This is a genomic window from Muribaculum sp. NM65_B17, from assembly GCF_004793735.1.
GTDB classification, from domain to species: Bacteria; Bacteroidota; Bacteroidia; order Bacteroidales; family Muribaculaceae; genus Muribaculum; species Muribaculum gordoncarteri.
The window spans coordinates 189805-215360 of sequence record NZ_SRYY01000003.1 but is presented as its reverse complement, the minus strand read 5'-3'; the positions used below and the strand labels follow the sequence as shown (position 1 = coordinate 215360).

The 25556-nt window shown below is 50.6% G+C and carries 18 protein-coding genes; 11 read left to right on the top strand and 7 right to left on the bottom strand.

Features of this window, described 5'->3' with window-relative positions; genetic code table 11:
• The first annotated feature begins 30 nt into the window (after window positions 1-30).
• From E5354_RS05485 to E5354_RS05465, 5 genes are all read left to right on the top strand, one after another.
• A complete protein-coding gene (locus tag E5354_RS05485; protein ID WP_123395572.1) occupies window positions 31-399 on the top strand; it encodes a BlaI/MecI/CopY family transcriptional regulator in 369 nt (122 codons plus the stop codon).
• A complete protein-coding gene (locus E5354_RS05480) occupies window positions 396-1682 on the top strand; it encodes a M56 family metallopeptidase (protein ID WP_123395571.1) in 1287 nt (428 codons plus the stop codon). The genes E5354_RS05485 and E5354_RS05480 overlap by 4 nt, the downstream gene beginning before the upstream one ends.
• Window positions 1683-1757: 75 nt before the next feature.
• Window positions 1758-4370: a TonB-dependent receptor gene (locus E5354_RS05475; protein ID WP_246863749.1), complete on the top strand. Its 2613-nt coding sequence runs from the start codon at window positions 1758-1760 to the stop codon at window positions 4368-4370.
• Window positions 4371-4382: 12 nt separating this feature from the next.
• The gene (locus tag E5354_RS05470) at window positions 4383-5240 is read left to right on the top strand and encodes a GLPGLI family protein (RefSeq protein ID WP_135946709.1); all 858 of its coding nucleotides are present in this window, start codon (window positions 4383-4385) and stop codon (window positions 5238-5240) included.
• Window positions 5237-6286: a BF3164 family lipoprotein gene (locus tag E5354_RS05465; RefSeq protein WP_135946708.1), complete on the top strand. Its 1050-nt coding sequence runs from the start codon at window positions 5237-5239 to the stop codon at window positions 6284-6286. Before E5354_RS05470 ends, E5354_RS05465 begins: the two co-directional genes overlap by 4 nt.
• Before the next feature lie 87 nt (window positions 6287-6373).
• Here the strand turns inward: E5354_RS05465 and E5354_RS05460 are convergent, their stop codons facing one another.
• Window positions 6374-6754, bottom strand: a complete 381-nt coding sequence (locus E5354_RS05460) for a DUF6291 domain-containing protein (RefSeq protein ID WP_123395568.1) — start codon at window positions 6752-6754, stop codon at window positions 6374-6376.
• Window positions 6755-6963: 209 nt separating this feature from the next.
• Here E5354_RS05460 and E5354_RS05455 point away from each other — a divergent pair, with 209 nt between their 5' ends.
• Window positions 6964-9354: a glycoside hydrolase family 2 TIM barrel-domain containing protein gene (locus tag E5354_RS05455; protein ID WP_123395567.1), complete on the top strand. Its 2391-nt coding sequence runs from the start codon at window positions 6964-6966 to the stop codon at window positions 9352-9354.
• Between the two features lie 74 nt (window positions 9355-9428).
• On the opposite strand, the gene asnA is transcribed toward E5354_RS05455, so the two are convergent.
• Window positions 9429-10463 carry an aspartate--ammonia ligase gene (gene asnA / locus E5354_RS05450; protein ID WP_135946707.1) on the bottom strand — a complete coding sequence of 345 codons (1035 nt, stop codon included), beginning with the start codon at window positions 10461-10463 and terminating at the stop codon, window positions 9429-9431.
• A 297-nt stretch (window positions 10464-10760) separates the two neighbouring features.
• Here asnA and E5354_RS05445 point away from each other — a divergent pair, with 297 nt between their 5' ends.
• The 4 genes from E5354_RS05445 to E5354_RS05430 all read left to right on the top strand — a co-directional run bounded on the left by E5354_RS05445 (window position 10761) and on the right by E5354_RS05430 (window position 19303).
• Window positions 10761-12179 carry a DUF3943 domain-containing protein gene (locus E5354_RS05445; RefSeq protein ID WP_354668929.1) on the top strand — a complete coding sequence of 473 codons (1419 nt, stop codon included), beginning with the start codon at window positions 10761-10763 and terminating at the stop codon, window positions 12177-12179.
• A 126-nt stretch (window positions 12180-12305) separates the two neighbouring features.
• Entirely contained in the window at window positions 12306-15278 is a 2973-nt protein-coding gene (locus E5354_RS05440; protein ID WP_135946705.1) for a tetratricopeptide repeat protein, read from the top strand.
• Window positions 15279-15295: 17 nt separating this feature from the next.
• The gene (locus tag E5354_RS05435; protein WP_135946704.1) at window positions 15296-17032 is read left to right on the top strand and encodes a hypothetical protein; all 1737 of its coding nucleotides are present in this window, start codon (window positions 15296-15298) and stop codon (window positions 17030-17032) included.
• A gap of 255 nt (window positions 17033-17287) precedes the next feature.
• Window positions 17288-19303 (top strand): alpha amylase C-terminal domain-containing protein, encoded by a 2016-nt coding sequence (locus E5354_RS05430; RefSeq protein ID WP_135946703.1) that lies wholly within the window; start codon window positions 17288-17290, stop codon window positions 19301-19303.
• Between the two features lie 72 nt (window positions 19304-19375).
• On the opposite strand, the gene E5354_RS05425 is transcribed toward E5354_RS05430, so the two are convergent.
• The 3 genes from E5354_RS05425 to E5354_RS05415 are packed head-to-tail and all read right to left on the bottom strand — an operon-like array spanning window position 19376 to window position 20713.
• The gene (locus E5354_RS05425; RefSeq protein ID WP_135946702.1) at window positions 19376-19660 is read right to left on the bottom strand and encodes a hypothetical protein; all 285 of its coding nucleotides are present in this window, start codon (window positions 19658-19660) and stop codon (window positions 19376-19378) included.
• Between the two features lie 11 nt (window positions 19661-19671).
• Window positions 19672-19968, bottom strand: coding sequence for a hypothetical protein (locus E5354_RS05420; RefSeq protein ID WP_123395560.1), 297 nt, complete (start codon window positions 19966-19968; stop codon window positions 19672-19674).
• Between the two features lie 10 nt (window positions 19969-19978).
• Window positions 19979-20713: a hypothetical protein gene (locus tag E5354_RS05415; protein ID WP_135946701.1), complete on the bottom strand. Its 735-nt coding sequence runs from the start codon at window positions 20711-20713 to the stop codon at window positions 19979-19981.
• Between the two features lie 239 nt (window positions 20714-20952).
• On the opposite strand from E5354_RS05415, the gene E5354_RS05410 reads away from it, so the two are divergent.
• A complete protein-coding gene (locus E5354_RS05410) occupies window positions 20953-21849 on the top strand; it encodes a DUF6268 family outer membrane beta-barrel protein (protein WP_136410849.1) in 897 nt (298 codons plus the stop codon).
• Here the strand turns inward: E5354_RS05410 and E5354_RS14180 are convergent.
• Window positions 21837-24464, bottom strand: coding sequence for a DNA cytosine methyltransferase (locus tag E5354_RS14180; protein ID WP_136419360.1), 2628 nt, complete (start codon window positions 24462-24464; stop codon window positions 21837-21839). The genes E5354_RS05410 and E5354_RS14180 overlap by 13 nt on opposite strands.
• The gene (locus tag E5354_RS05400; RefSeq protein WP_135946700.1) at window positions 24464-25552 is read right to left on the bottom strand and encodes a DNA cytosine methyltransferase; all 1089 of its coding nucleotides are present in this window, start codon (window positions 25550-25552) and stop codon (window positions 24464-24466) included. The genes E5354_RS14180 and E5354_RS05400 overlap by 1 nt, the downstream gene beginning before the upstream one ends.
• Window positions 25553-25556: the final 4 nt, after the last annotated feature.

Here is a 25556-nt window from a genome sequence, read left to right as displayed (position 1 = left end):
TTATATTTGCAATATCAAACTTTTTGCAATATGGAAAAACTTACCGCAAAAGAAGAAGAAATCCTTGGCCTGTTCTGGGAACGAGGTCCGCTGTTTGTAAGAGAGATTGTTGAAATCTACGATGATCCCAAGCCTCATTTCAACACCATCTCAACCATTGTCCGCTCCCTTGAGGATAAGGGGTATGTCCGACATGAGCAACAGGGAAAGTCCTACAAATATTTTGCCACAGTGGCCGAAGAGGACATGGGAAAGAACTCCCTCTACTCAATCGTAGGCCGTTATTTTAAGAATTCCTACCTGCGCGTGGTATCATCGTTTGTCGAAGACGGCAATATCCCCGTGGAGGATTTAAGGAAGCTGCTTGACGAAGTCGAGCAAAGAAACGGAAAGTCATGAACGCCCTGTTTTCCTATTCGATGGCAGTGTCGGCAGTGCTGGTGCTCATATATCCGGTACTTTACCTCACGGTCAGTCGCAACAATAGCTTCCGGTTCAACCGCCTGCTTCTTGGATTCGGGCTGTTGGCGGCATTTGCTCTGCCGTTGATTATGACACTTAATGTCACGCCTATCCGACATCTCGCCGACACCGCCGCCGTTTTAACCGGCGACATCGTCATCAAAAATGCGGTCACCGTCACACCGCAAACTCCCGACTCCGGCATCCCTGTCATCATGGCACTGTTGGGAATCTACTATTGCGGCGTGTTGGTGCTGACATTAAAGACTCTCTACTCCCTATTGCAGTTAAATCGGCTTAAACGACACTGTCGCAAAGAGTCGCATGACAACCATGCATTGTATATCCACGACAACGATCTGATAGCTCCTTTCAGCTTTGGAAAATCAATATTCCTGTCAGAGGGCGACCGCAACGACCCGGTCATCAAGCATGAATGCGGCCATGTCGATGCCAGCCACTGGATTGACATTCTCATAGCTGAATCAGGTTGCATCCTGCTTTGGTACAATCCATTTATGTGGCTCTACAAAAACCTCATCAAACTGAACCACGAGTACGAAGCCGATCACTATGTTATAAGCAGCGGCATGGACATTTCCGAATACCAACATTTACTCATTTCAAAAGCGTTAGGCCGCAGAATAATGCCGCTGACCAACAGCTTGACCAACGGAACCCGAAATTTCCGCCGCCGCATTCTTATAATGAGCGAGGGCAAAACCTCCTCCGCGAGGAAACTGCTTGCAGCCCTCATGATTCCGTCATTTGTCATCGCTGCCGCCCTATTGACCCATCCGGTTTCCGCCAATGTATTATCCTCGATAACGAATTTCAAGATGCCCGAGGCATCGGAGATTTCAGAGCCTCAGCCCGTTGCAGCCATCGCTGACGAGGCAGAAGACGAAATCAATGATGCCCCTGCCACAAGCCCGATTCAACTACCCTCGCCATTGACCGACCAACAGGATCTACACAAAGTGATTGAATACTCCTTCAAGTTTTTAGACAAAAACGACTCTCCGCTGAAGACAAATATCGAAATCACAATAGACAAAGACGGGAAAGTTATCGGCACTGATTATTCCGGGGAAATCCCCTCCGAAGTCAAGATAGAGTTGGAGGAATCCTTATCCAAAATCATATTTAGCCCCACCCTCAATAAAGAGGGAGAACCTGTTCAGGTCAAAATAGTCATCCCTGTCAGGAAAGCAGTATAATCGTCCGAAATAAAACTCCTTTCAATCTTGCTGTCACAACAGCGAGCAGCCTATCTTACACCTAAACCGATGGTCATGTCACAACATACGAAGCATATAATCAGCACATTAAGTGTATTATTCCTTTTTCACCTCACGACATCTGCCCAAAGCGTAATCAACGGATTTGTGAGGCTGAGCGAAGGCGACTACATGGATTTTGTAAGCGTCATCGCCTCTCCCGCCGACTCCCCGCCAACCATCATCGGCTCTACGTTTACGGCCGATGACGGCAGTTTCAGCTTAAGCATCGACAGCGACTGTGACAGCCTCATTCTAAAGGCATCGGGCATGGAAATTTCACCGACAACCATCAAGATTCCCAATCGCTCCGGGTCTTACGACATCATCGTGACGGAGCGCACCGTTGAGCTGAAGGAGGTTGTTGTCAAGGCCAAGAAAATCTACTCGCAAGGCGACACAATCAACTACAACGTTGACTCCTTTCTCTCGCAGTCCGATCAGTCTATCGCCGATGTATTGAAAAAGATGCCGGGAATAAGCGTGTCGGAGTCCGGTCAGGTATCCTATCAGGGAAAGCCCATAAAGAATCTCTATATCGAGGGTCTTGATCTCATGAAAGGTCATTACGGGATAGCGACCAACAATATCGACCCCAACAACATCGCCACCGTGCAGGTGCTTGAGAACCATCAGGACATCAAGGCTCTTAAAGGACTGCGGCCCGAGGAGCAGGCTTCAATCAACCTGCGGCTCAAGGAGGGAGTGAAGGGGGTGTTCAACCTCATCGCAACCCTCGGTGGCGGCTATGGCGGCGAAGGGCTGTGGAACAACTCGGCGATAGCTACCTACTTCCGTCGCAACAGCCAGTTTCTCGCCACTTACAAGGGCAACAATACCGGCGAAGACCTCTCGCAAGAGCTCTATTCATTTGACAACGACCGGTCGCGCACACGCAACATCTCGTCAATCACCATGCCGTCGGCTCCGGGCATCGACAAGCGTTTCTACTACTTCAACCGTTCCCACAACGCCACATTCAACAATGTGTATCGCGTAGGCAAGTCGGGCGAGTTCGGCATCAACGCCGCCTACCTTAACGACCGCGACACCCGCCGAAACTATTCGGCCACCACCAACTATCTGCCCGACGGCGACCTTAACCGTGTCGACGAGCTGATGGATGGAAAAGCGCGTATGCAGAAAGCCTACGGCGATCTCACCTACATGAACAACGGCGATGAAAACTACCTCAAGGAACAGTTGAAATTTGACTGGAGTACAACCCGTGCCGATAGCCGCATTCTTGCCGAAAGCGATGACATAACCCAGGCAGGAAAAACCGACACCTATCGGCTTCTAAATAAACTCCACCTGACCCGTCGCAACTCTGCAAACCGAGGTTTTGAGATTGCTTCACTGGTCAATCTGGAGAAACGCCCTCACTCGCTGTCAGTTTCCCCTAACCTGTTCTCCAATATTGTTGTCGGCGATATGCTTCATCAAAGTGTCGATTTCCGCAACCTGTCCACCGAAAACAGCGCAGGGCTGCTGTCATCATTCAAGATAGGCAATTTCACCCTTCACCCCTCGGTAATCCTGAACTACCATCACAACTCACTTAGAAGCCGACTCGATGCCATGTGCAACGACCTTTCGCTCGATAATCTCGATACCGGCATCGGTGCCGAAGCAGTATTCAGCATCCGCAAAATCCACGCTTCGCTGTATATGCCCGTAAAATACCGTTTATTCCGCCTGCATAACCGCCTCGACGGCAACATAACCGACAATAAGCGATTCCGCATGGAGCCGTCATTCAACTTCACCTATCGAATCAACAACAGCCACACCCTGAACGCGAAAGCCTCATTGTCCTACATGACGCCATCGATTGAAACGCTTTACTCAGGCTACATATTGACATCCTACCGCCAACTGTCGGCCTACGATGTGGCAGGACTTTACGAAGGCTACGCCCAATACTGCTCATTGGCCTACAACTATCGCAACATTCTGTCGATGAGTTTTGCAGGAGTGGATCTATCCTACAGCCGTCAGTCACCCGATGTGCTTTACGGCTCCTGTTATGACGGCATAGTGCAACGCACCATCAGCCGCCGCACATCCGAAATCGGCAATATGTTATCGGCTAAAGTTCACGCGAGCCAAGGATTTGATTGGCGCCGGCTTAAAATAGGAGCTTCGGTTTCATATTCCCGTTACGACAATCCGCTGCTCGTTCAAGAAGAAATTCTGCGCTACACCGGCAACAGCCTTGCAATCGAGGCCGACATAAGCCTCACCCCATTCCGATGGCTCGCCATGTCATATCAAGGCAACTACTCTCAGTCGGCGACACGACAGAAGGGACTCGAGCGCTTCCCGTGGCTCCGAACCGTCACCAACCGTGGATCGCTCGACTTCACAATCCCCGGCGGTGTGACGCTTACGACCTCGCTCTATCACTACTACAACAATTTCAACGATGGCGACAAGTCGTTTTTTCTGCTCAATGCCGAGGCCGGATACTCTTTCAGGCGTTTCAGCTTCACGCTTTCATGCGACAATCTGCTCAACCGCAAGTCATACATCTACTCCGATCTGTCGGCTCTTACCGAGTCAAAGGCCCTCTATAACATCCGCCCGCGCAGCGTGTTGCTCAAAATTCGATTCAGAATACTCTAAATAACGTAAGTCATGAAACATCTTTTTATCATCGCAATCTCCATTTTGACCGCCTTCACCGTCAATGGACAAGTAGGATTATACTCAATGAGCCAAGACCGCGCCACGGCGGTTGACACCGCCCGTTACAAAGTGACCTATTCGCTTAACTACACCTGTCATCCGGGGGTGGAGAACCGATTCGACGATGTACGCACACTGCTCATAGGTCGCCGCTATATCAAGGATTTCAGCGACATAATTTGTCACTACGACTCGCTCATGACCGCCGATATGCACCAAGGAGCCGATGCTTATCGCAATCCCAACGGCTCCCCGTGGCCTTACGAGATTCTCCTTTCGCCCAAGGATAAGTCGGCCGACATGAAATACCGGCTCCCATTGGGAATCGGAGTCCTGCATTACACCGACATCGTGCCCGCAATCGACTGGAGTTTCGTTCCCGACACTACACGCAACATCCTCGGCTACGAATGTCGGTTGGCACAATGCGATTTCGCCGGACGGCACTATTCGGCATGGTTCAGCACCGAATTGCCGTTGCCTTACGGGCCATACAAATTTGGTGGTCTGCCGGGACTCATCCTTCAATTGCAGGACGACGAAGGCCAATTCATGTGGACTGCCGAGAGCTTTGAGCGCACCCATGAGCCTATCTTCATCTACGAGTACGAAAGCGAAAAACGCTGCACAGCCGAAGAAGCCGACAAGACAATAGCCCGCTTTTTCAAATCGCCGATTACCACTCAACTGTCAGCAATAGGCGGAGGCAAAGGACGCGTATACATTGTAGGCAAAGACGGTAAAACCCGCGATGTCACAGAAGTCGAAGACACCCCCATCCCATACAAACCCATAGAAATAAGGTGAAGACACTAAAGATAATAGCACTCTTGGCACTCATGCCCGGATGCGCCGACGCACAGTCAACAACAACCGAAACCAATCTTGACATAACCGGAGATTCATTACCTGCAATAAGGCATGTAACAGAGATGAAAATATCAGGTGACACATTGCTGTTTGCTTATGAAAGTAACGATGGATACGGTCAACGATTCCTTCGTCGCGCCTTTATTGACTTTGGAAGTAATCAGCTCAAGACAAGTCCTGATGTCGGCAAACGTGACGACGGCTACTATGTGTCATTTATGCCCTATCCCGTCATCGCCGACAACGGTACAATCCGCGTTATCAGCCAGGACGACGGCGAGATTTATTCTATTGAGAATGACACCTCGCTTGTCAGGACAAAACATTATCTTATGGATGGCAACAGCACCGTGCCGTTTCCTCTGTCGCGATACGTTAAGGACATCTTTATGTCAGATTCCGACCAATATGTATTCATGGGGCGGGAGCCCAACGGTGGTCGCCAGTTTGCAATGGCCGCCGACCTGACCTCTTCAAAAATCGACACAATACGGCAAATCAACATATCACCCGAATTGCAGACATGGATGCCAAATACAGGGGAGATGGCCTACTCGCGCAAGCATCGCCGCCTGGCTTTTGCCTACCGGCTGCATCCGGTAATCGAGATATTTCGATTGGATGGTTCCGTACTCACAAGCGTCGAAGTCGCCAAGCCCACATTCGACCCCGCTACACTTGATGAGGCCGACTTCGAGGATATGAATCCATTACACTTCGTTGACATTACCACGACCGATGATTACATCTATGCCCTATATTGGGGACATACCTCTCGCCAACACCAAGCCCATGATGCAAAATCGACAATTTACAAAGTCGATTGGGACGGCAACATTGTCGCCCGATACCCGGTAAACTCAGTGCTGAAAGGCATTGCAGCTTACAATGACAATATTTTGATTGGATGGACCGGCAACAATTTCGTCAAAATCCCCGCCGGTAGGGACGCGATATATCGCGTCCGCATCGAAAAAGGGTAATATTTTGCGTCCGCATCGAAAAAGGACAATATTTGCGTCCGTATCAACAATGGCAATGTTTATTTGCGGACGCGATGTATCGCGTCCCTACGTTTGCGGTGCCGGAGTCGGGTGTTGGGTGCATGCGGAATCAACAGGCTGCAATGTTGACTGCGCAGCTGCAGAGGCGACAGATGCCGACTTAGCGGATTTTGTGCTGCGCGACGAAGCTGTCTTGCGTTCACGGGCGAGGCGGCGCAATTCACGTGCGCGATAACGGCGGCGAATTGTGGGCATAATAAGCATAAATATTGCGCGTGGCACTCCCTCCGAAACCTCAATTACCGTCAAATCACGCTGATAGGCCTCTATTGCAGCGCATATCTCGTCGCGATAGTGCTTTGGCAGGCGATCGACTGCATCCTTCCACTCCTGATCAAACTTTAATCCCTTACCTCTGCGGCCTTGTGTTTTCGTTGTATTTTCCATAATCTTGTTTTTTTGTCAAATATAATACTCCGAAATCCCGAATTTCACCCCATAATGTCGCGAAGCGCCAATTTTTCGTATCTTTGATTACATCTTAGATACTCACGCTCGGCAATGCCCAAATAATTTTGGCATTGCACTCGACTTATTCGTATCTTTGCAAAAAGATGTAACTCTTTACAAAAATCCAATACCCAAAACCAATCGTTATGTTTAAATCACTTTCAATTTTTATTGTAGCACTGTTTATGACAACGGCTGTCAACGGCGCAACTCCTCGTCGTCAGCTAATCGACGACAATTGGCAGTTCAAACTGCTGTCACCCGACTCAACCGCCGGCAACGCCGATGCGTGGACCAATGTCGACCTGCCTCACGATTGGAGCATCACACGCGACTTCAAAGCCGATTACCCCTCGGGCAACGATGGCGGTTACGTTATCACAGGCCGCGGCCTATATCGCAAAAACCTCAACATTCCGGCAGCTGATGCCGGCAAGCGTCACTACCTCTATCTTGAAGGCGCCTACATGGATGCCAAGGTGACGGTCAACGGCGACAGCGTGGGCCGACGTCCCTACGGTTACTCATCGGTGATATATGAAATAACGCCGCAACTTCACCCCGGCGACAATCTCATCGAGGTCGATGTCGACAACTCCCGCCAGAAAAACTGCCGCTGGTTCTCAGGCTCGGGAATCTACCGTCACGTGTGGCTGCTCACCACCCCCGAAGTCAACATAAAGCCCTGGAGCCTGTATGTCACCACTCCAAAGGTATCGGCAGCTTCGGCCAATGCCAATGTCACATTTGACATCGACAACGCATCCGACAAAGCCCGCACAATCACTCCTTCAATCACCATAACCGACTCCGAAGGCAAGGTCGTGGCAACCCGCACGGGAAAACCCGTAACCGCATCGGTCCGTCAAGTAACGCCATGCACAATGGAGCTTACAATCGACAATCCGGCGCTATGGTCGCCCGACACCCCTGCGCTCTACAACCTCACGGTGTCACTTGCCGCCGACGGCAATGTGATTGACTCGGTTGACGAACACTTCGGAGTACGTACATTTGAATATTCGGCCGATAAAGGCTTAACCCTCAACGGCAAGCCTATAGTGCTCAACGGCGGATGCGCCCATCATGACAACGGAGTGCTCGGAGCAAACAGCTACGATGCCGCCGAAGCCCGCAAGGTGTCGCTTATGAAGCAGGCAGGATTCAATGCCGTGCGCACAAGCCACAACCCGCCGTCGCCGGCATTCCTTGACGAGTGCGACCGACAGGGACTTATCGTGATTGACGAATCATTTGACGGATGGCGCGACAGCAAGACACCCTACGACTATTCGCGCGACATAGACCAATGGTGGGACAAGGACATTGAATCGATGGTGCTGCGCGACCGCAACCATCCCTCTATATTCTGCTGGAGCATAGGCAACGAGGTCATCGAGCGCAAGCGCATCGAGGTCGTCACCACCGCTCATAAGCTTGCTTCGCTGTGTCGCAAACTCGATCCCACCCGCCCCGTCACATCGGCTCTCGCCGCATGGGATTCCGACTGGGAAATCTACGACCCGCTTGCCGCCGAACATGACATAGTAGGCTACAATTACATGATTCACAAAGCTGAAAGCGACCATCAGCGCGTTCCCGAGCGCGTTATGTGGCAAACCGAAAGCTATCCGCGTGACGCTTTCGCCAATTGGTGCAAAGTCAACGACAACCCCTACATCATAGGCGACTTCGTGTGGACCGCCATAGACTACCTCGGAGAGTCGGGCATAGGCCGATTCTACTACAAGGGCGAAAGCGAAGGCGAACACTATCACCGCAACCAATGGCCGTGGCACGGAGCCTATTGCGGCGACATTGACCTCACCGGATGGCGCAAACCCATATCGCACTACCGCGAAATGCTCTACAATCCCGACAAGAAGCTCTACATGGCCGTGCGCGAGCCCGACGGCTACTATGGCGAAATCAAGGAAACGCAGTGGAGCGCCTATCCCACATGGGAGTCATGGAACTGGCCCGGACATGAAGGCAAGCAGATTGATGTGGAAATCGTGTCACACTATCCCCGCGTGCGACTTTATCTCGACGACAAGCTCATAGGCGAGCGCAATGTGTCACGCGACACCGGCTTCAAAGCCGTATTCCCCATCCCCTACACTCCCGGCAAGCTGCGCGCAACAGGCATCGATGCCAACGGCAACGAGGTTGAAGAGGTGACTCTCGCCACAGCCGGAGAGCCCGCCGCAATACGCCTCACACCCGACCGCACCAACCTGTCGGCCGACAATCAGGATCTCGCCTACATTGTTATTGAAGTCGTCGACAAGGACGGCAACGTAGTTCCCATTGCCGACAACCTGATCGAGGTGAGCGTGACAGGCAACGGGTCACTCATAGCCACCGGAAGCGCCGACTTGAAGGATGCGTCAAGCTACAAGTCGCCCAAGCGTAAAGCGTGGAAAGGCCGCGCCATTGCCGTAGCCAAGTCATCGCACAACAAAGGCACAATAAAAGTGAAAGCTACATCGTCCGGATTGAAGTCACACACCGTCACTCTAAGAGCCGGTCAGTAACACAACAATCACCCCCGATGACAGCAACTGTCACCGGGGGCGATTACATTTTCTATAACTAACAAATACTCCGTTTACAGCAGATCAATTCCGGCAGCCTTGCATTTGGCAATCTGATCTTCGGGCCAAATCGAAGCCTGAACCTCGCCGATGTGGGCCTTCTGCAACAGGAACATGCACAGACGGCTCTGTCCGATACCGCCGCCTATCGACAATGGCAACTCGCCGGCAAGCAACGCCTTGTGAAAGTTTAGCGACGCACGCTCGGTGCATCCACGCTGCTCAAGCTGACGCATAAGCGACTCCGGGTTGACCCTGATGCCCATCGATGAAAGCTCAAATGGAGCATCGAGCACGGTGTTCCAGAAAATAAGGTCACCGTTAAGACCTGAATATCCGTCCTCGTTCTCGGTTATCCAATCATCATAGTCAGGGGCGCGGCCGTCATGAGGCTCACCGTTGCTGAGCGGATTTCCTATACCTATAATGAATATGGCGCCATACTTCTTTGCGGCCTTGGCCTCTCGTTCACGAGGGGACAGATCAGGGTACTCCTTCAACAGCTCCTCGGAGTGAATGAATGTCACCTTCTCGGGCAGCACTGGCGTTATGTGAGGAAATTGCTTGTAAATTCTGCGCTCTATCTCACGCACTACATTGTAAATTTTCGCTACCGTGGCCTTCAGATAGTCGAGATTGCGGTCGGCTGCGGTAATAGTCTTCTCCCAGTCCCACTGGTCAACATAAAGTGAATGCAGGTTGTCAAGCTCCTCAAATGTGCGTATTGCGTTCATATCGGTATATAATCCGTAACCGGGAGCAATGTCATAGGCTCCAAGCTTGGCTCTCTTCCACTTTGCAAGCGAATGCACAACCTCGGCGCGCTTGTTGTCCATCGCCTCGATATTGAACGACACGGCCTTTTCCACACCGTTAAGGTCGTCATTAAGACCGGTTCCGGCCAACACAAACAACGGGGCTGTTACGCGACGCAGGTTTAAAGCCGCCGCAAGTTCGGTTTGAAACCCTTCCTTTATTGTCTTGATTGCAATCTCGGTGGTTTCAGGAAGCAACTTCTGCTTGTACTTTTGAGGAATGATAAGTGACATAATATAAAAATCAAAATGTTATAAATTTTATGCAAAGTAAAACAAATATTTCCAATATCACAAATTCTATTGGCATTTTGTTCAAAAATATTTAAATAATCTTTTCAATTTGCTCAATTACTCATTAACTTTTCCGCCATTTTGAAAGGAACTTTACACCCTTTATTTGTTATAATGATGCGATGAATCAATTGAATCACCGTTTACGTTTCAACTAAAAAGTGTATGGCGCGTGTGCTTAAAATACTGATTGCAAGTCTTATCCTGTTCATGCCCCATGTGGGAGCATGGGCTCAAATGCCTATAAAATTGCAGGTAGCACCGCAAGTCGATCCCGACAGCGTCGACCTCGCCTACTACGGCAAGAAGCATTTCTGGCGCGCCGCAGGCACCGTAGTCGGATTCAACATCGGACTTTGGGCATTTGACCGTTATGTCCAGAACGGCGACTTTGCACGCATATCCCTCCACTCCGTCAAGGAGAATTTCAAGCACGGATTCAAATGGGACAACGACAAGCTGGGCACCAACATGTTTCTGCACCCATATAACGGCAACCTCTTCTACAATGCCGCACGCTCCAACGGTTATAACTACTGGCAATCGGGACTATTCGCCATCGGTGGAAGCGCGATGTGGGAAATGTTTATGGAATGCGAATATCCGTCGACCAACGACATAATAGCAACCCCCATAGGCGGCATGGCCATAGGCGAAGTGTGCTACCGCGCATCCGATGCCGTGCTTGACGACCGCACGACAGGCGGCGAGCGAGTGCGCCGTGAGGTTGCGGCATTCCTGATATCGCCCATGCGCGGACTCACACGCATAATCAACGGTGACGCATGGCGCAAACGCTCCACCACAGGACGCCAGTTTGGAACACCGAGCGTGGCAATGGAATTTTCGGCAGGTATACGCGGACTGGAATTTGAGAACGAGGTCTACGATTCAAGCCTCGGATTCTCGATGCAGTTCAACCTTGAATACGGCGACCGCTTTGAAGTGAAAAGCTCACGTCCCTACGACTATTTTCGCGTGCGCGCCGACATTAACATCGTAAACTCGCAGCCGCTGCTCGGACAGCTCGACATAACCGGACGACTAATAGCCCGCGAACTGCTCGAGAAAGAGCGCAGCCACATGAGCATAGGACTGTACCAGCACTTCGACTACTACGACTCCGACACGATATCGGAAGTTTCGGCAAAGTGCCCCTACAAACTTGGTATTCCGGCAAGCCTCGGGTGCGGAATAATGTTTCGCGACATCGAGCGCAACCGATGGGTATTGGACGCCTATCTGCACTCCAATGCCGTAATACTTGGCTCGGTGTTATCGGATTATTACCAGGTCGACGAGCGCAACTACAATCTTGCAAGCGGATTCTCCATAAAGGGAGGAGCCAACATGGTGTTCAACCGCGACAAGTTCTCGGCTTCACTCTCCCACGCCTATTACCGATTGTTCACGTGGAAAGGCTACCACCAATACTCCGACCTCGACAACATCAGCTACAAGGTGCTCGACGCCCAGGGCGACCACTCTGTTGCATCGTTCATCGTCACCGAGGCCCGATGCGATCTCAAGCTATGGCGCAAGCTCTATCTCACGCTGTCGTTTACCCACTACATGAGGTCGACCCACTACCGCGACTTCGGACACATAAAGTCATCATCAATGGCCGCTCGACTGATGCTGACCTACAAGCTATAACCTCCCACGGAGTTAACAAATCATGGAGAACGGTGGCTAAGAGCCGGTTCTTATGCAATTTTCGATTGTTGCATAAACAAATTTTTAACTATATTCGCTATCTTTGCATATCAATATGTGTAAAGAATGAAAAGAATGACAATATTGTCGGCAATGGCAGCCACCGTTGCCGGCATGACCGCACAAGTCAATGCGCCCGAAATCGACGGATATCTGTCGCGCGGCACATTGATGTATCGTGACCAAAACTATCAAGGGGCAATAGACCAGCTCACACAGCTGAAGCGCATGTCGCCCGACTCGCATCAAGCCGAGGAGGCCGACTTCTACATCGCCCTATCACGCCTCTATCGCGGAGAATTGAGTGAAGCCCGACAGCTTCTCGAAGCATTTGTCGGCGACTACCCCTCGTCGAGCCACATGCTCACCGCGCTCATGTCGATTGCCGACTGCGACTTCTACGAAAGCGAATACGAGCAGGCCCTTGCACGTTACAATGCAATCCCCGAATCGGCCCTCGACCTCGCCGCCGCCGAGGATTACCGCTACCGCAAGGCCTACAGCCTCATGAAGCTCGACGATTGGGATGCCGCAATGAACGGATTCGCTTCACTGCGCTCGACCAAGCGTTATTCCAACGCCGCACGCTTCTACCAGGGCTACATATATTACGCCCAGGGCGACTACTCCAAAGCCAAGGAGCTCCTGTCGAGCGTAAACACCTCAACCGCTCCCGGCAACCGCGCCGACTACTACCTCACCCAGATAGCCTTCACCGAGGGCGACTACGACAAAGCCCTCTCGATGGCACGCAAAGCGATGAACACCGTCGCCGAGTTCACCCCAGAGATGCAGCGCATTGCCGGTGAATCGCTCTACAACCTCGGCGATGAAGCCGAAGCCGTGACATATCTTGAAAAATATGTGGCCGCAACCAACGATCCCAAGCCATCGGCACTCTACATCCTCGGAGTGAGCCAATACAAGAGCGGCGACCTCGACGAGGCAGTGTCGACACTCGGCCCCGTCACCGCATGTGACGACGCTATGGGACAATCGGCCTATCTATACATCGGACAAGCCTACCTCAAGCAGGGCAATGTCAACTCGGCGCTCCTCGCCCTTGAGAAAGCCTACCGCATGGACTATGACAAGAAAGTGCAGGAAACGGCATTCTACAACTACGCCGTAGCCAAGATGGAAGGCGGCCGCACACCATTCGGCAGCTCCGTGACAATGTTTGAGGACTTCCTGCGCCGCTACCCCGACTCGCGCTATGCGCCCTCAGTGCAGGAGTACCTCGTAACCGGATACATGACCGACAACAACTACGAGAAAGCGCTTGCATCGATTGAACGCATCAAGCGTCCGTCGTCGGCCATACTTACCGCCAAGCAGCGCGTACTCTACATCCTCGGCTCACGCGACCTCGCCGCCGGCAATGTGTCACAGGCGTTGAAACGCTTCCAGGGAGCTAAGGCGCTCTCAAGCCAGAACAAGGCCATGGCCACCGAGTGTGACCTCTGGATAGGCGACTGCTACTACCGCCAAGGCAAATACACAGAGGCATCAAAGGCCTACTCCGACTATCTCCGATACTCAGGCGCCAACTCAAGCAACCGAATGCTCGCCACCTACGACCTCGGCTACAGCCGATTTGGCGAAAAGCGTTACTCCGAGGCCCGACAGAACTTCGAGAAAGTCGTAAAACAACCCGGCAACCTCGGTCAGGACATCGTGGCCGACTCATATAACCGAATCGGCGACTGCCACTACTACGCATCAGCATTCTCCGAAGCGGCCGCCAACTACGACAAAGCCTATTCACTGAATCCCGAAGCCGGCGACTATGCGCTGTTCCAGAAAGCGATGATGCGCGGCCTGGCACGCGACTACAAGGGCAAGCTCGAGATAATCGACGACATGATGTCGCGCTACCCCACCTCGGGACTTATGCCCTCGGCCCTTCTCGAGAAAGCCGAAAGCTACGTAGCACTCAACCGCGCCGACGATGCCGTCAAGGTCTACCGCGACCTCGTTAAGCGTTATCCCACCACTTCACAGGGACGCAACGGATACCTGCAGCTCGCCATAACCCTGATGAGCCAGGGCAACCGCCGACAGGCCATCGACACCTACAAGGAAGTAATATCATCCTATCCCACAAGCGAGGAGGCCCGCGTGGCATCCGACGACCTCAAGCGCATATATGCCGACGACGGCAACCTTGACGACTACGCCAAGTTCATCGCCTCGGTGCCCAACGCTCCCAAGCTCGAAGCTGCCGAGATGGACGAACTCACATTCCGCGCAGCCGAGAAGGCCTATCTTAACGACAACGCCGCCACCTCCAAGCTTCGCGACTACGTTTCACGCTATCCCGGAGGCCAGTACGAGCCTCAGGCACTGAGCTATCTTGCCACCGCGGCCGTCAATGCAGGCAACGAGGCCGACGCACTGCAGTATGCCACAATGATTACCGAACGCTATCCCGACTCGGAAGCCGCCGAGGACGCACTTGCCATAAAGGGCGAAGCCGAATATGCGGCAGGCAACGGCGAGCAGGCGCTCGCGACATTCCGCAAGCTCGAGTCACGCGCTTCAGCGTCACGCAACATCCACGCCGCACGACTCGGCATAATGCGAGTGTCACGCGACCTCGGAAAATATGACGACGTAGTCGACATGGCCGACCGAATGCTCGCCTCGACAGCGATACCCTCGACCCAGAAAAACGAAGTGCGCTACTCTCGCGCCTACGCCCTCGCCCAGCTCGGCAAAGGCGATGAGGCAGTCAAGGAGTGGAAGCAGCTCGCCGAGGACATGGACGACCTCTACGGAGCCAAATCGGCCTACTATCTCGCCCAATATCACTTCGACAACGGAGCCGAGAAGAAGGCCCGCACCGAAGTCGAGCGACTTGTCGACTCCAACACGCCCCATCAGTACTGGCTCGCCCGAGGATTCATCCTTCTCAGCGACATATACCGCAAGCAAGGCAATCAGTTTGAGGCCGACGAGTACCTCAAGAGCCTCAAGGAGAACTATCCCGGCGAAGAGAGCGACATTTTCATGATGATTGACCAACGACTCAAATAAACCCATCAACGACTACGATGAAACTAAGATATATAACATCATTGGCCGTGGCACTCGCAACGGCCGGTATTGCCGGAGCAGCCGACGACCTTACCAAAGAGATTACCGTCGAAAAGGACATCGTGCCGCAGGAGCGCGAGGCTTCGCGCCTCAACCGCACCCCCTCGCTCTCATTGCCCAAAATCGACATGAAGCGTCTGCGCTGGAGCGACACAGCCGTCCCGGCTCCCGTGACCAACTCCATTTCGCTGCTTCCCCCCGCATCCTACGCATCAACGATGGCTCGTTCGCCCTATCGCGGCTATCTCGACCTCGGATATTTCCCCTCGATGCAGATTGGGGCATCGGCAGGCTACCGGTTCCTCGACACCGAATCGACCATCGTAAACGGATGGCTTCAGTATGACGGCAGCCAGTACAAGCGCGAGAACTCCGAAGCCAACAAGCTCACCTACAAGGACCACTCAGCCGAGTTGGGCCTGGGTGTATCGCACTATGTGGGCGACATAGGCACATTTGAGGCCAACATAGGCTACGGATTCTCATCCTACAACTACCCCACATTGACAGCCGACGACTTCAACCAGTCGGTCAATCGCTTCAATCTCGGGCTCGGCTGGAGTTCGGCGCTCAGCAACATCGACTACACCATCAAGGCCGGTTTCGGCTACTTCGGATTCTCCAAGGCCTACAGCACCCTCCTCGACAAGGCAGCCAAGGAGATCAACGGCTCGGTCAACGCCGATGTGCGCTACTACTTCTCGCCGAGCAACAGCATCGGCGCCGAACTCGGCGTGACATTTGCAAAGTACTCCGACGGACGCGAAATAGTCCTCACTCCCGCCAATGACGAAAGCCGCGCCACCCCCTCCTATCTCAGCGATTTAGTGTCGCGCACTGCCGGAGTGGCATCAATCAAGCCCTACTACATGTATGTGATGGACGCGTTCAGCGCACGCCTCGGTGTCAACGTAAGCCACTCATGGTATGACGGAGGCAAGACCCACGTGTTCCCCGATGTTAAACTGGCCATCACCCCGGCCCGACAGTTCTCCATAGGGTTGCATCTCTACGGAGGCGACAGTCAGCTTAATTCGCTCAGCTCCCTTTTCGCCCACAGCCACTATCTTAACCCGTCGCTCATCTATGCCCCCTCCTGGCAGAAGTGGTTTGGCGATGTCAACGTAGTGATCGGGCCCTTCTCGGGAGCCACCATCGAGCTTTGGGGCGGAATGGGCAAGGCCGGCAACTGGGCGATGCCCTCACTCATAGGCACCGACGAGGCACTACGCGGAGCCTATTACGGAATGGACTTCAAGAGCACCCACTACGGCATGGCATTCAGCTACAAGTACCGCGACATGGCGTCGCTGCGACTGAGCTACGAAGGTGCTCCGCAGGGCATCGACAAAGGCTACACGATGTGGAGCGACCGCGCAAAGAGCGTGTTCAACGCTCAGCTCACAGTGTCGCCCATAAGCGCACTCGACATCAGCCTCGGCTATGAGCTGCGCAGCGGTCGTGCAATATATGAAGTGGGATCCGACAGCGATGACATATTCCAGGGCACCTACTACACCCTCCACACCATAGGCAACGTAAACTCGCTGAACCTCGGAGCCACCTACCGCATCACGCCTCAGTTTAACGTGTGGGCCAATGTCGAAAACCTCCTCAACAGCAAGTGGGAGGCAGTCTATGGCATCCCCGCCAAGGGCGTAACCGGCCTCGTCGGCATCGGCTACAAGTTTTGATTATCCGATATTGACGCTCTGAGTCACAAAGCGATTTCAGGCATGAGAATAGGGAGCATACATCACGTATGCTCCCTATTCTCGTTTACAAATCAGCTGAAAAAACCGACCGTTTCAGCCATTAACGGATATTCAGGCAGAGGCTTAGAATTAAAAATTCAAAAATATTGTAGCCGTTCTTAGTGTTTTCTTATTGTTTTTTGTTAGATTTGTAATTGAGTAGCAATAACCAAATTCAATTACAAATACCTAACTATGGCAACTCTATCCATAATCAAGAACGACCCTTGGCTTGAGCCCTATGCCGACGCTATCGAAGGCAGGCATCAGGACGCAATAAACAAGGAAAAGGAACTAATTGCCGCCGATGGCTCACTCAAGGCATTTGCCAACGCCTACAACTATTTCGGACTTCACCGCACCCCTACCGGATGGGTGTTCCGCGAATGGGCTCCTAACGCAACCGGCATAACCCTCATCGGCGACTTTTCCAAATGGAAGGAATATGTGAAATACGCACTTAAACCCATCGGCAACGGTGTATGGGAAATAAAGCTGAAACCCGAAGCTCTGCATCACGGACAGCTCTACAAGATGCTCGTACACTGGGAAGGCGGAATGGGTGAACGCATCCCGGCCTATGCCACACGCGTGGTGCAGGACGAGCAATCCAAGATTTTCTCGGCACAGGTGTGGGCTCCCGAGAAGCCTTTCAAGCGGAAAGTGCGTCGCTTCGTGCCCGACACCCGTCCGCTGCTTATCTACGAATGTCACATCGGTATGGCGCAGGAGCGCGAAGGCGTGGGCACCTACACCGAATTCAAGGACAAGGTGCTGCCCCGCATCGTGGCCGACGGCTACAACGCCATCCAGATAATGGCCATCCAGGAGCACCCCTACTACGGCTCATTCGGCTATCACGTGTCGAGCTTCTACGCTCCGTCGAGCCGATTCGGCACTCCCGAGGAGCTGAAGGAGCTTATCGATGCCGCCCATGAGCATGGTATAGCCGTGATAATGGACATCGTGCACTCCCACGCAGTAAAGAACGAAGTTGAAGGGCTCGGCCGTCTTGACGGAAGCTACAACCAGTACTTCTACGGCGACGACCGCCGCGAGCATCCCGCATGGGACTCACTCTGCTTCGACTACGGCAAGAACCAGGTGCTGCACTTCCTGCTCTCCAACTGTAAATACTGGCTCGATGAATTCCACTTCGACGGATTCCGATTTGACGGCGTGACATCGATGCTCTACTACAACCACGGACTCGGACAGGCTTTCGGATCCTACGGCGACTACTACAACGGCGGTCAGGACACCAACGCCATTACCTACCTCACCCTTGCCAACAAGCTCATCCACGAGGTCAACCGCAAGGCGATAACCATAGCCGAGGAGATGAGCGGCATGCCGGGACTGGCTACTCCGTTCAAGGCCGGAGGCATCGGATTTGATTACCGCATGGCAATGGGCATTCCCGACTATTGGATCAAGATGCTCAAGGAGAAGAAGGACGAGGACTGGCATCCGACATCGATATTCTGGGAACTCACTAACCGTCGCGCCGACGAAAAGACCATCAGCTACGTGGAGAGCCACGACCAGGCACTCGTGGGCGACAAGACCGTCATATTCCGCCTTATCGACGACCAGATGTACTGGCACATGATGAAGGGCGACGACAACGCAGCCGTAAACCGTGGCATCGCAATGCACAAGATGATACGACTCGTGACACTCGCCACCATCAACGGAGGCTATCTCAACTTCATGGGCAATGAGTTCGGTCACCCCGAATGGATCGACTTCCCGCGCGAAGGCAACGGCTGGAGCTACAAGTATGCACGCCGCCAGTGGGACCTTGTCGACCGCGAGGAGCTGCGTTACGGCGAACTGAATGCATTTGACAACGCCATGATAGAGCTTGTAAGCGACATCTACGACTTCCAGGCCCTGCCCGTCGAGAAGCTGTGGGACAAGGACGACGATCAGGTACTCGCATTCAAGCGCGGCGACCTCGTGTTTGTATTCAACTGGGCACCGTTCAAGTCCTATACCGACTACGGATTCCTCGCTCCCGAAGGCGAGTATGAGGTAGTGCTGTCGAGCGACAACAAGAAGTTTGGCGGATTCGGCAACATCGACGAAGGCATCAGGCACTTCACCCAGCACGACGAGCTGTATGCCGACGACCACAAGGGTTGGCTTAAGCTATATCTGCCGGCTCGCACCTGCCAGGTACTCCGCTACCGCCACAACAACAAGTAGCGCGCCACAGCGTGCAAGGAACAATACGAGCAGGGCGATGACTTAAAGGTCATCGCCCTGCCGCTGTTTTCATCATGCTAAAAAGCTCTGAAAATAATATTGCAGGAACAGAAGCAGGAGTCCGGCAAAAATCCAGGTGCCAATTGAGAGCCAAAACATTTTGGTGCAATCCTGCTTGAAACTGTACCAGGATATATAGATTGTAATTCCCGTAAACAAGGCATAGGCAATCCACATCATCGTGATGTAATTGAAGTGACCTGCACGCCGGAAAAAGCGGGCAAAAAGAATCAGGAATGCCACAATCCAGCAGAATACTTTAAGCGTCTTGGGATGAGGATATACGGGGCGTTTCATTGTCATTCTAATTAATACTTTATTTTTGACACAAACCATGAATCATAATCGAGGTTCAGATAAATCAGAGCCAATATAACTCCTGCCACAAAGCATATTCCCATTATCAATAGCGAGAATTGCATGCATCCTTGCTTAAATCCGTACCACACATTATAGATTACCACGCCAACCGATAGAGCATAAGCAATCCATATCCAACCAAAAGGAGTGGAAGTCAGTCCGTAACTTATGGCGATGAGAAGTGTAATCGCCAACCAACAGACAATCTTAAACAGTCCTACGTGGGGCAATACGGGGCGTTTCATTGTCATTCAATTATATCCAATAACCTCTTTTTTCACATATCCGATAGGATTCAAGAGCTTTCACTATATCCGCCACATCTTCGGTGCACCCGATTAACATAAATCCAGGGTCATCAGTTTCTAATCCTAAAGCAGCCTCAATGTCGTTCACTAATACATGTTCCACAAGCATACCTCCACATTCAAGGGCAAGCCTATCCCTACACGATAAAGCTCGAGAACCATTTTGTCCCAAAAATTCAGGGCTGATCATGCGATCAAATAGAGCTGCTGACAATACTGATAAATGCATTATTTTGGGGCAGAAGGTCACTGTATTTTCTTCTATAAATTCAACGGAATGCCCACCCATTTGTGCATATCTGTTTACAAAATTAATATAAGCAACAACTTCTTCATAAGATGTTTCTTCTACTAACTCATCAAATCTCTCATTAAAAATACTATCTCTATCCTCGTTGAATAGAACATCATCACATAATTTTTCTTTTAACTCCGAAAATTCCTCTTCCGATAAAGACAAAAGATAGTCTAACAAATATTCACAATCATTATCTCCTCTAGATCCCACATTATATATTATGTTTTTATAATTATAATCAGCTCTCGAAAAGCATTTATTATAAATGCTATAGATATCATTTTCAACATAATCTTCTTTTTCAAGAATATCCTCAGAAGAACAAGAACTAAAAATAGACACCACAAGCATCAATGGCAATGCAATTAAAAATTTCTTTTTCATAATTTATTTTAATATTGATAATACGCACTACTAAACAAGTTGAGGCTTTAAAAAGTTTTAAACAAAAATAAAATTTTAAAACAACCTGTCGAATTTAAATAAAAATCGCTTTTGACTTCACCTTCTGATATCATAATCACCGGATTCCGTAAATAATCGGCAACTGACAATAAACAATTTCGGGCTCCATCGGGTTACGTTATAAGTTGTAACATCACGAATATACTACAATCATGGATATGAAGAAGCCTCTAATGCTGTTTATAATGTCGCTCATCGCATTTACAGCTTTATCACAAGGCTCATTGTCAATCGACAGGTTCGGCTACTCCGACTTCCGCAATTCCGACGGAGAGCGCGTGGGCAGCGGAAGCATGCTGCGCACAAAAGCCGAGATGACGCTGCCTATAAAGATGAAGCGCGATGAGGCCAACCGACTCTCGGCATGGGGCATAAGAATAAACGCCGACTACTCCCGACTGAACAACAGCGAAACAGCGGCAATGCTCAATCCGCATGAGATACTGAATACAAGCATCACGCTGGCCCACATTCGACCGCTCGCCGGGCGATGGAGCATGATAGCCGCACTGGGTGTGGGCATCTATGCACCCACCAACTACATCCGATGGAAAAGCCTGCTTGGCAACGGCATAGCACTGTTTATCTACAAAATCAACGATGAGCTGAGCCTTGGATTCGGAGGCGGACTGACCAACTCCTACGGTCCTCCGGTGGTAATGCCGATGGCCTATGTCAACTGGCAGCACAAAGGCCGCTATCAGTTCACGGTGAATTTTACCGGGCATCTCAATGTGACAGGCTCGACAAAGCTCGACGACCGATGGAAAATAACTTGCACGGCCGTCGACATGGACGGAATCACCGCCGTTCTCGTTCGTGACGGCAAGACCAAGGTCTACTCCTCGACAATGATAAAGTCTGACCTCTCGGTGAGCTACTACATCACCCCGCAGTTGAGCTTCTACGTGGGAGGCGGTTGCGTGTGGCGTCGTTCGTCACGCATTGCGCCCCGCCGCATCGAGGAATTTTTCAAGGGCATGTTTGCCTCCTCCGACAAATACAGCTTCGGCCCCTCGATGCGCCTCAACGCCGGCTTCCGCTACGGTTTCTGACCCCTCGCCCCCGCCACGCGCCCAATCCCGTAATTCATCTCTACCCACTCGTTAAGCGACCTTGAGATGTCTTGCCCCATTGAGTCCTTAACAATGTTGTAAATCGGCTCATACGAGATATTTGTTCCACAGTGAATCACCGACTGATATAGGAAATTGGACAATGAGTTGGCTGTCAACAACAGGTTGCGAGTTCCTTTTATATCCTCAAGTGCACCCTTTACAAAATAAGGGGTTACCACTATCGTATAACTGCTTCCAATAAGTTCGCGATGGCGTTGAAGCCTGGGCGTAACAACATTTTGAAGTTTGGTTTCGGTAGACTTCGCTTCAAGATCAAATTTTTCATTGTTAGTTAGGTAAATACATTCCACATCAGTAGTGCCCGACTTCGCAATCCACTCGGCTTCGACATCAATAAATTCGTTAAACGCGTCACTCAGCACCTGCTCAAATCTATGACTGTCGCCCTTCTCCTGATTACGTGAATACTGTTTTATCTTATCGGTAAGCTGCATAATGTAGGAAACAAGTGCTTTTTGTTTCGGGTCAAGCTCTTCTCTTAATTCCTCGGGATAAAAATTATATAGATGCATTATATAATCGGAGGTACCAAGAAGCTTATAAAGATCATGAGGTTTCTCATCATAACTGTAAGCGGCGAGCATTTTGTCGGCAAACTCCTCTATTTCAGGTCTAAATTCAATATAATTGAGCCTATAGTTACGAGTCGACCTCTTTTTTGATGCCAATTCTTCTTCACTGATATAATCAGGCAACATGCCACGCCCGAAACCTCCGTGATGAAGAGGCCCTATATAATTCTTGCGCTTTACATCGTGGTGCGTAACTATTCCACCTCCCGCGAGTTGACCAAACGCATACACCGCTTCATGAAGAGCATTGGCAAGAGTGTCCTCTTCAGGCAAAGTCCGCTTGAACATTTCCAATTTGTCGACAGGATTCATTCGACGAAGTCCGAGTATATTCTCTACAAGCGATTCATAATCGTCATTGTCGATTGTCTTGCACCACATCACATAATAGAACATCTCGTCACAATAAAGACGACCGTCAAGCCTCGGATCACGCAGCAATTTAAAAATAAGCCTGAAGGGATATATGTTGAATGATGAACTCATCTGATTAAAAGGGTGATTGAATGGCAACGAGAACAACATCGACATATATATCTTTGCAACCCTGTCAATCTTTGTCTTATTATCAAGTTCAGAATCCATGTATGTGTCAATCAGCTTATTTCCAAGCGGGCTAAACACCAGTCGTTGTCCTTGTCCACGGCCAGTCTTATACGCAATCATCGAATAGGCGACCTGACACATCTTGAAAATAGTAGTATCGCGACTCGGCACATCGTAACGCGGGACATAGGTTCCGCTATCCATCATCAATTCGTTTATATTGTCAAGCGAGCGGTCATCAAATAACGCACCATGTTTACGTGCCACATAGGCATACTTAACCATCAGATCAAAACTCTTTATGTATTTCATCATGGTCCATTTATCTGACTTATTTACACGTTTCATATCTTTACGTTTTAAGGTTGACAATATTCTATATAACAACATCGGTGGAATTGCCTCTCCGATGAGAGTGCGCACAAGGTACTCATTATAGCCACAAGGCAAATTCCAATCCTGAGGCAATGATGACACAATAAGCAATTCAAGCATCGACAACACACGTGCGTCGCTGACCGTACCATCGGCAAGCTTACGCCCGGGATGCACATTGTTATGTCCGCTTATCAGGCCATTGTTAGTTGCTCGGGCGGGGCACGGAGCATCCCAACGCATCCTTTTGTAAGTATTATGGAATCCGCTGACCTTCTTGCCGTCGGCTCGCTTAGGATAATAAACTTCGTTTGTCATGGCACTGCACCCTTCATCGGTATGCGACATACACTCTACCTGCATTGCACTGTGATTCAAGGCATAATGATACTTTATATCACTGTGTTCCCCATTGTTCAACGATGGCAGATGCCCGATTGCCTGACGCAACGTTATTTCATGCTCGGGAGCCGGATAGCTCCATGAATAATTATTTTTATATAGAATTATTATAGCACGTGGTCGTGATTGCGCCACCCCGTAGTCCTTGGCATTGAATATGTCGTAGCGAATGTTATACCGTCCACCGTATCGCCGTTGCAGAATATCCACAATGCCAAGATAGTCATTCTCATAGGGGAAATATAACTTCAGAAACTTAGGGACATTCTCTATTACCACAACATCGAGATCCAAAGAATCTATTACCTTCAGCACGGCAAATATCAGATAATTACGCACATCCTCGGCATATTCCTTTTTACCAAGAGAACTCATTCCCTGGCAAGGAGGCGTTGCAAGCAGGAATGAAGGATTAAGTTTCCTGGCACGTGCCACATACTCATCAAGAATCTTGCCATCCATTATATCCCCTACAAGCATGTCGGTATCGGGATAGAAATGCGTATAGTATTCAGCCCTTTCCTTTAGTATCTCATTGGCAAGAGCTATATGAATATTCAGTTTGCTGAGATATGTTTCAGCTATTCCGGCACTTGAAAACATGGATATGCCGGTAATTGTACGGTCGGTTACCATTATAGTTCTATTCCGTCAATAATCTTTTTCATCATCAATGGAGGCACTCCCTCGCCTATGAATTGGCGTAAAGCGGTATCACTTATATCATTGGGAAGCTCCATATCGCCGGGAAGCGACATCACAATGAGCAATTCGCGCAAAGTCAATACACGCGCATCGCTCCACAATCCGTTGCCAAGGCTTCGCCCCGGATGCACTTTATCCTGTGAAGACATGATTTCATTGCGCATCGTCACTGTAGGCGATGGCTGGTCCCACGACATTCGTTTGTAGCAATTAAGATAACCTTTAATTTTGTCGCCGTTACTTTTGCGTGGGTAGTACTCATCGTTCATGAAAGCAGAACAACCTGTTGGGGTGTGACGCAACCACTCTATCTGATTAGCAGGATGCAATCTCGCCCAATGATTTTTAAGCGCAGATACCTCTCCGGGCTCTATGCTTGGCAGGTTGCCTATAGCTTCTCGCAATGTCACCTGCTTTTCACTTCTCTTTGGATCATGCCACGACAATCCTTTACGGCAAAGCCTTATGAACACACGTTCACGAGTCTGCGGCACACCATAATCACCACTGTTGAATATGTCACACTTTATATCGTAAACTCCGCCATATTTCGCTTCAAGAATTTCAAGAATCTTTAACCGCTCACCATCGCCCCAAGGCATTTTCACCTTAAGCATTTGCGGCACATTCTCAAATATGACATAGTCGGGCGACAAAGAATCGATAAACGGAAATGTTTCAAGTATTAGATAATTTCGACTGTCGTCAATATCTGACAAAGCAGCACCCTTATTTTTGCCTACGCTGCTCATGCCTTGACACGGAGGTGTCGAGATTATCATTTGTATCTTTTTACGCCCTACAGCTTTCAGGACATCACGCTTCACATCATCACTCGTTATGTCGCCGCACACCGTCTTTGTCGACGGATACAATTGACCGTGAACCCTGCATCTGCGAGAGTCTATGTCAGTTGCCACAACGACATCCACCCCTGCACGCTTCAAGTAGTATTCGCCTACTCCGATGCATGAGAACAATGATAGTGCGTTTATGCGATGTTTCCTTCTGCAAGCCATTTCC

Excerpts from the sequence above, each read along its gene's own strand:
- E5354_RS05485 (WP_123395572.1), top strand. The coding sequence starts at position 31 with ATGGAAAAACTTACCGCAAAAGAAGAAGAAATCCTTGGCCTGTTCTGG.
- E5354_RS05480 (WP_123395571.1), top strand. The coding sequence starts at position 396 with ATGAACGCCCTGTTTTCCTATTCGATGGCAGTGTCGGCAGTGCTGGTG.
- E5354_RS05475 (WP_246863749.1), top strand. The coding sequence starts at position 1,758 with ATGTCACAACATACGAAGCATATAATCAGCACATTAAGTGTATTATTC.
- E5354_RS05470 (WP_135946709.1), top strand. The coding sequence starts at position 4,383 with ATGAAACATCTTTTTATCATCGCAATCTCCATTTTGACCGCCTTCACC.
- E5354_RS05460 (WP_123395568.1), bottom strand. The coding sequence starts at position 6,754 with ATGGAAAATACAACGAAAACACAAGGCCGCAGAGGTAAGGGATTAAAG.
- E5354_RS05455 (WP_123395567.1), top strand. The coding sequence starts at position 6,964 with ATGTTTAAATCACTTTCAATTTTTATTGTAGCACTGTTTATGACAACG.
- asnA (WP_135946707.1), bottom strand. The coding sequence starts at position 10,463 with ATGTCACTTATCATTCCTCAAAAGTACAAGCAGAAGTTGCTTCCTGAA.
- E5354_RS05445 (WP_354668929.1), top strand. The coding sequence starts at position 10,761 with ATGCCTATAAAATTGCAGGTAGCACCGCAAGTCGATCCCGACAGCGTC.
- E5354_RS05440 (WP_135946705.1), top strand. The coding sequence starts at position 12,306 with ATGAAAAGAATGACAATATTGTCGGCAATGGCAGCCACCGTTGCCGGC.
- E5354_RS05435 (WP_135946704.1), top strand. The coding sequence starts at position 15,296 with ATGAAACTAAGATATATAACATCATTGGCCGTGGCACTCGCAACGGCC.
- E5354_RS05430 (WP_135946703.1), top strand. The coding sequence starts at position 17,288 with ATGGCAACTCTATCCATAATCAAGAACGACCCTTGGCTTGAGCCCTAT.
- E5354_RS05425 (WP_135946702.1), bottom strand. The coding sequence starts at position 19,660 with ATGAAACGCCCCGTATATCCTCATCCCAAGACGCTTAAAGTATTCTGC.
- E5354_RS05420 (WP_123395560.1), bottom strand. The coding sequence starts at position 19,968 with ATGAAACGCCCCGTATTGCCCCACGTAGGACTGTTTAAGATTGTCTGT.
- E5354_RS05415 (WP_135946701.1), bottom strand. The coding sequence starts at position 20,713 with ATGAAAAAGAAATTTTTAATTGCATTGCCATTGATGCTTGTGGTGTCT.
- E5354_RS05410 (WP_136410849.1), top strand. The coding sequence starts at position 20,953 with ATGAAGAAGCCTCTAATGCTGTTTATAATGTCGCTCATCGCATTTACA.
- E5354_RS14180 (WP_136419360.1), bottom strand. The coding sequence starts at position 24,464 with ATGGTAACCGACCGTACAATTACCGGCATATCCATGTTTTCAAGTGCC.
- E5354_RS05400 (WP_135946700.1), bottom strand. The coding sequence starts at position 25,552 with ATGGCTTGCAGAAGGAAACATCGCATAAACGCACTATCATTGTTCTCA.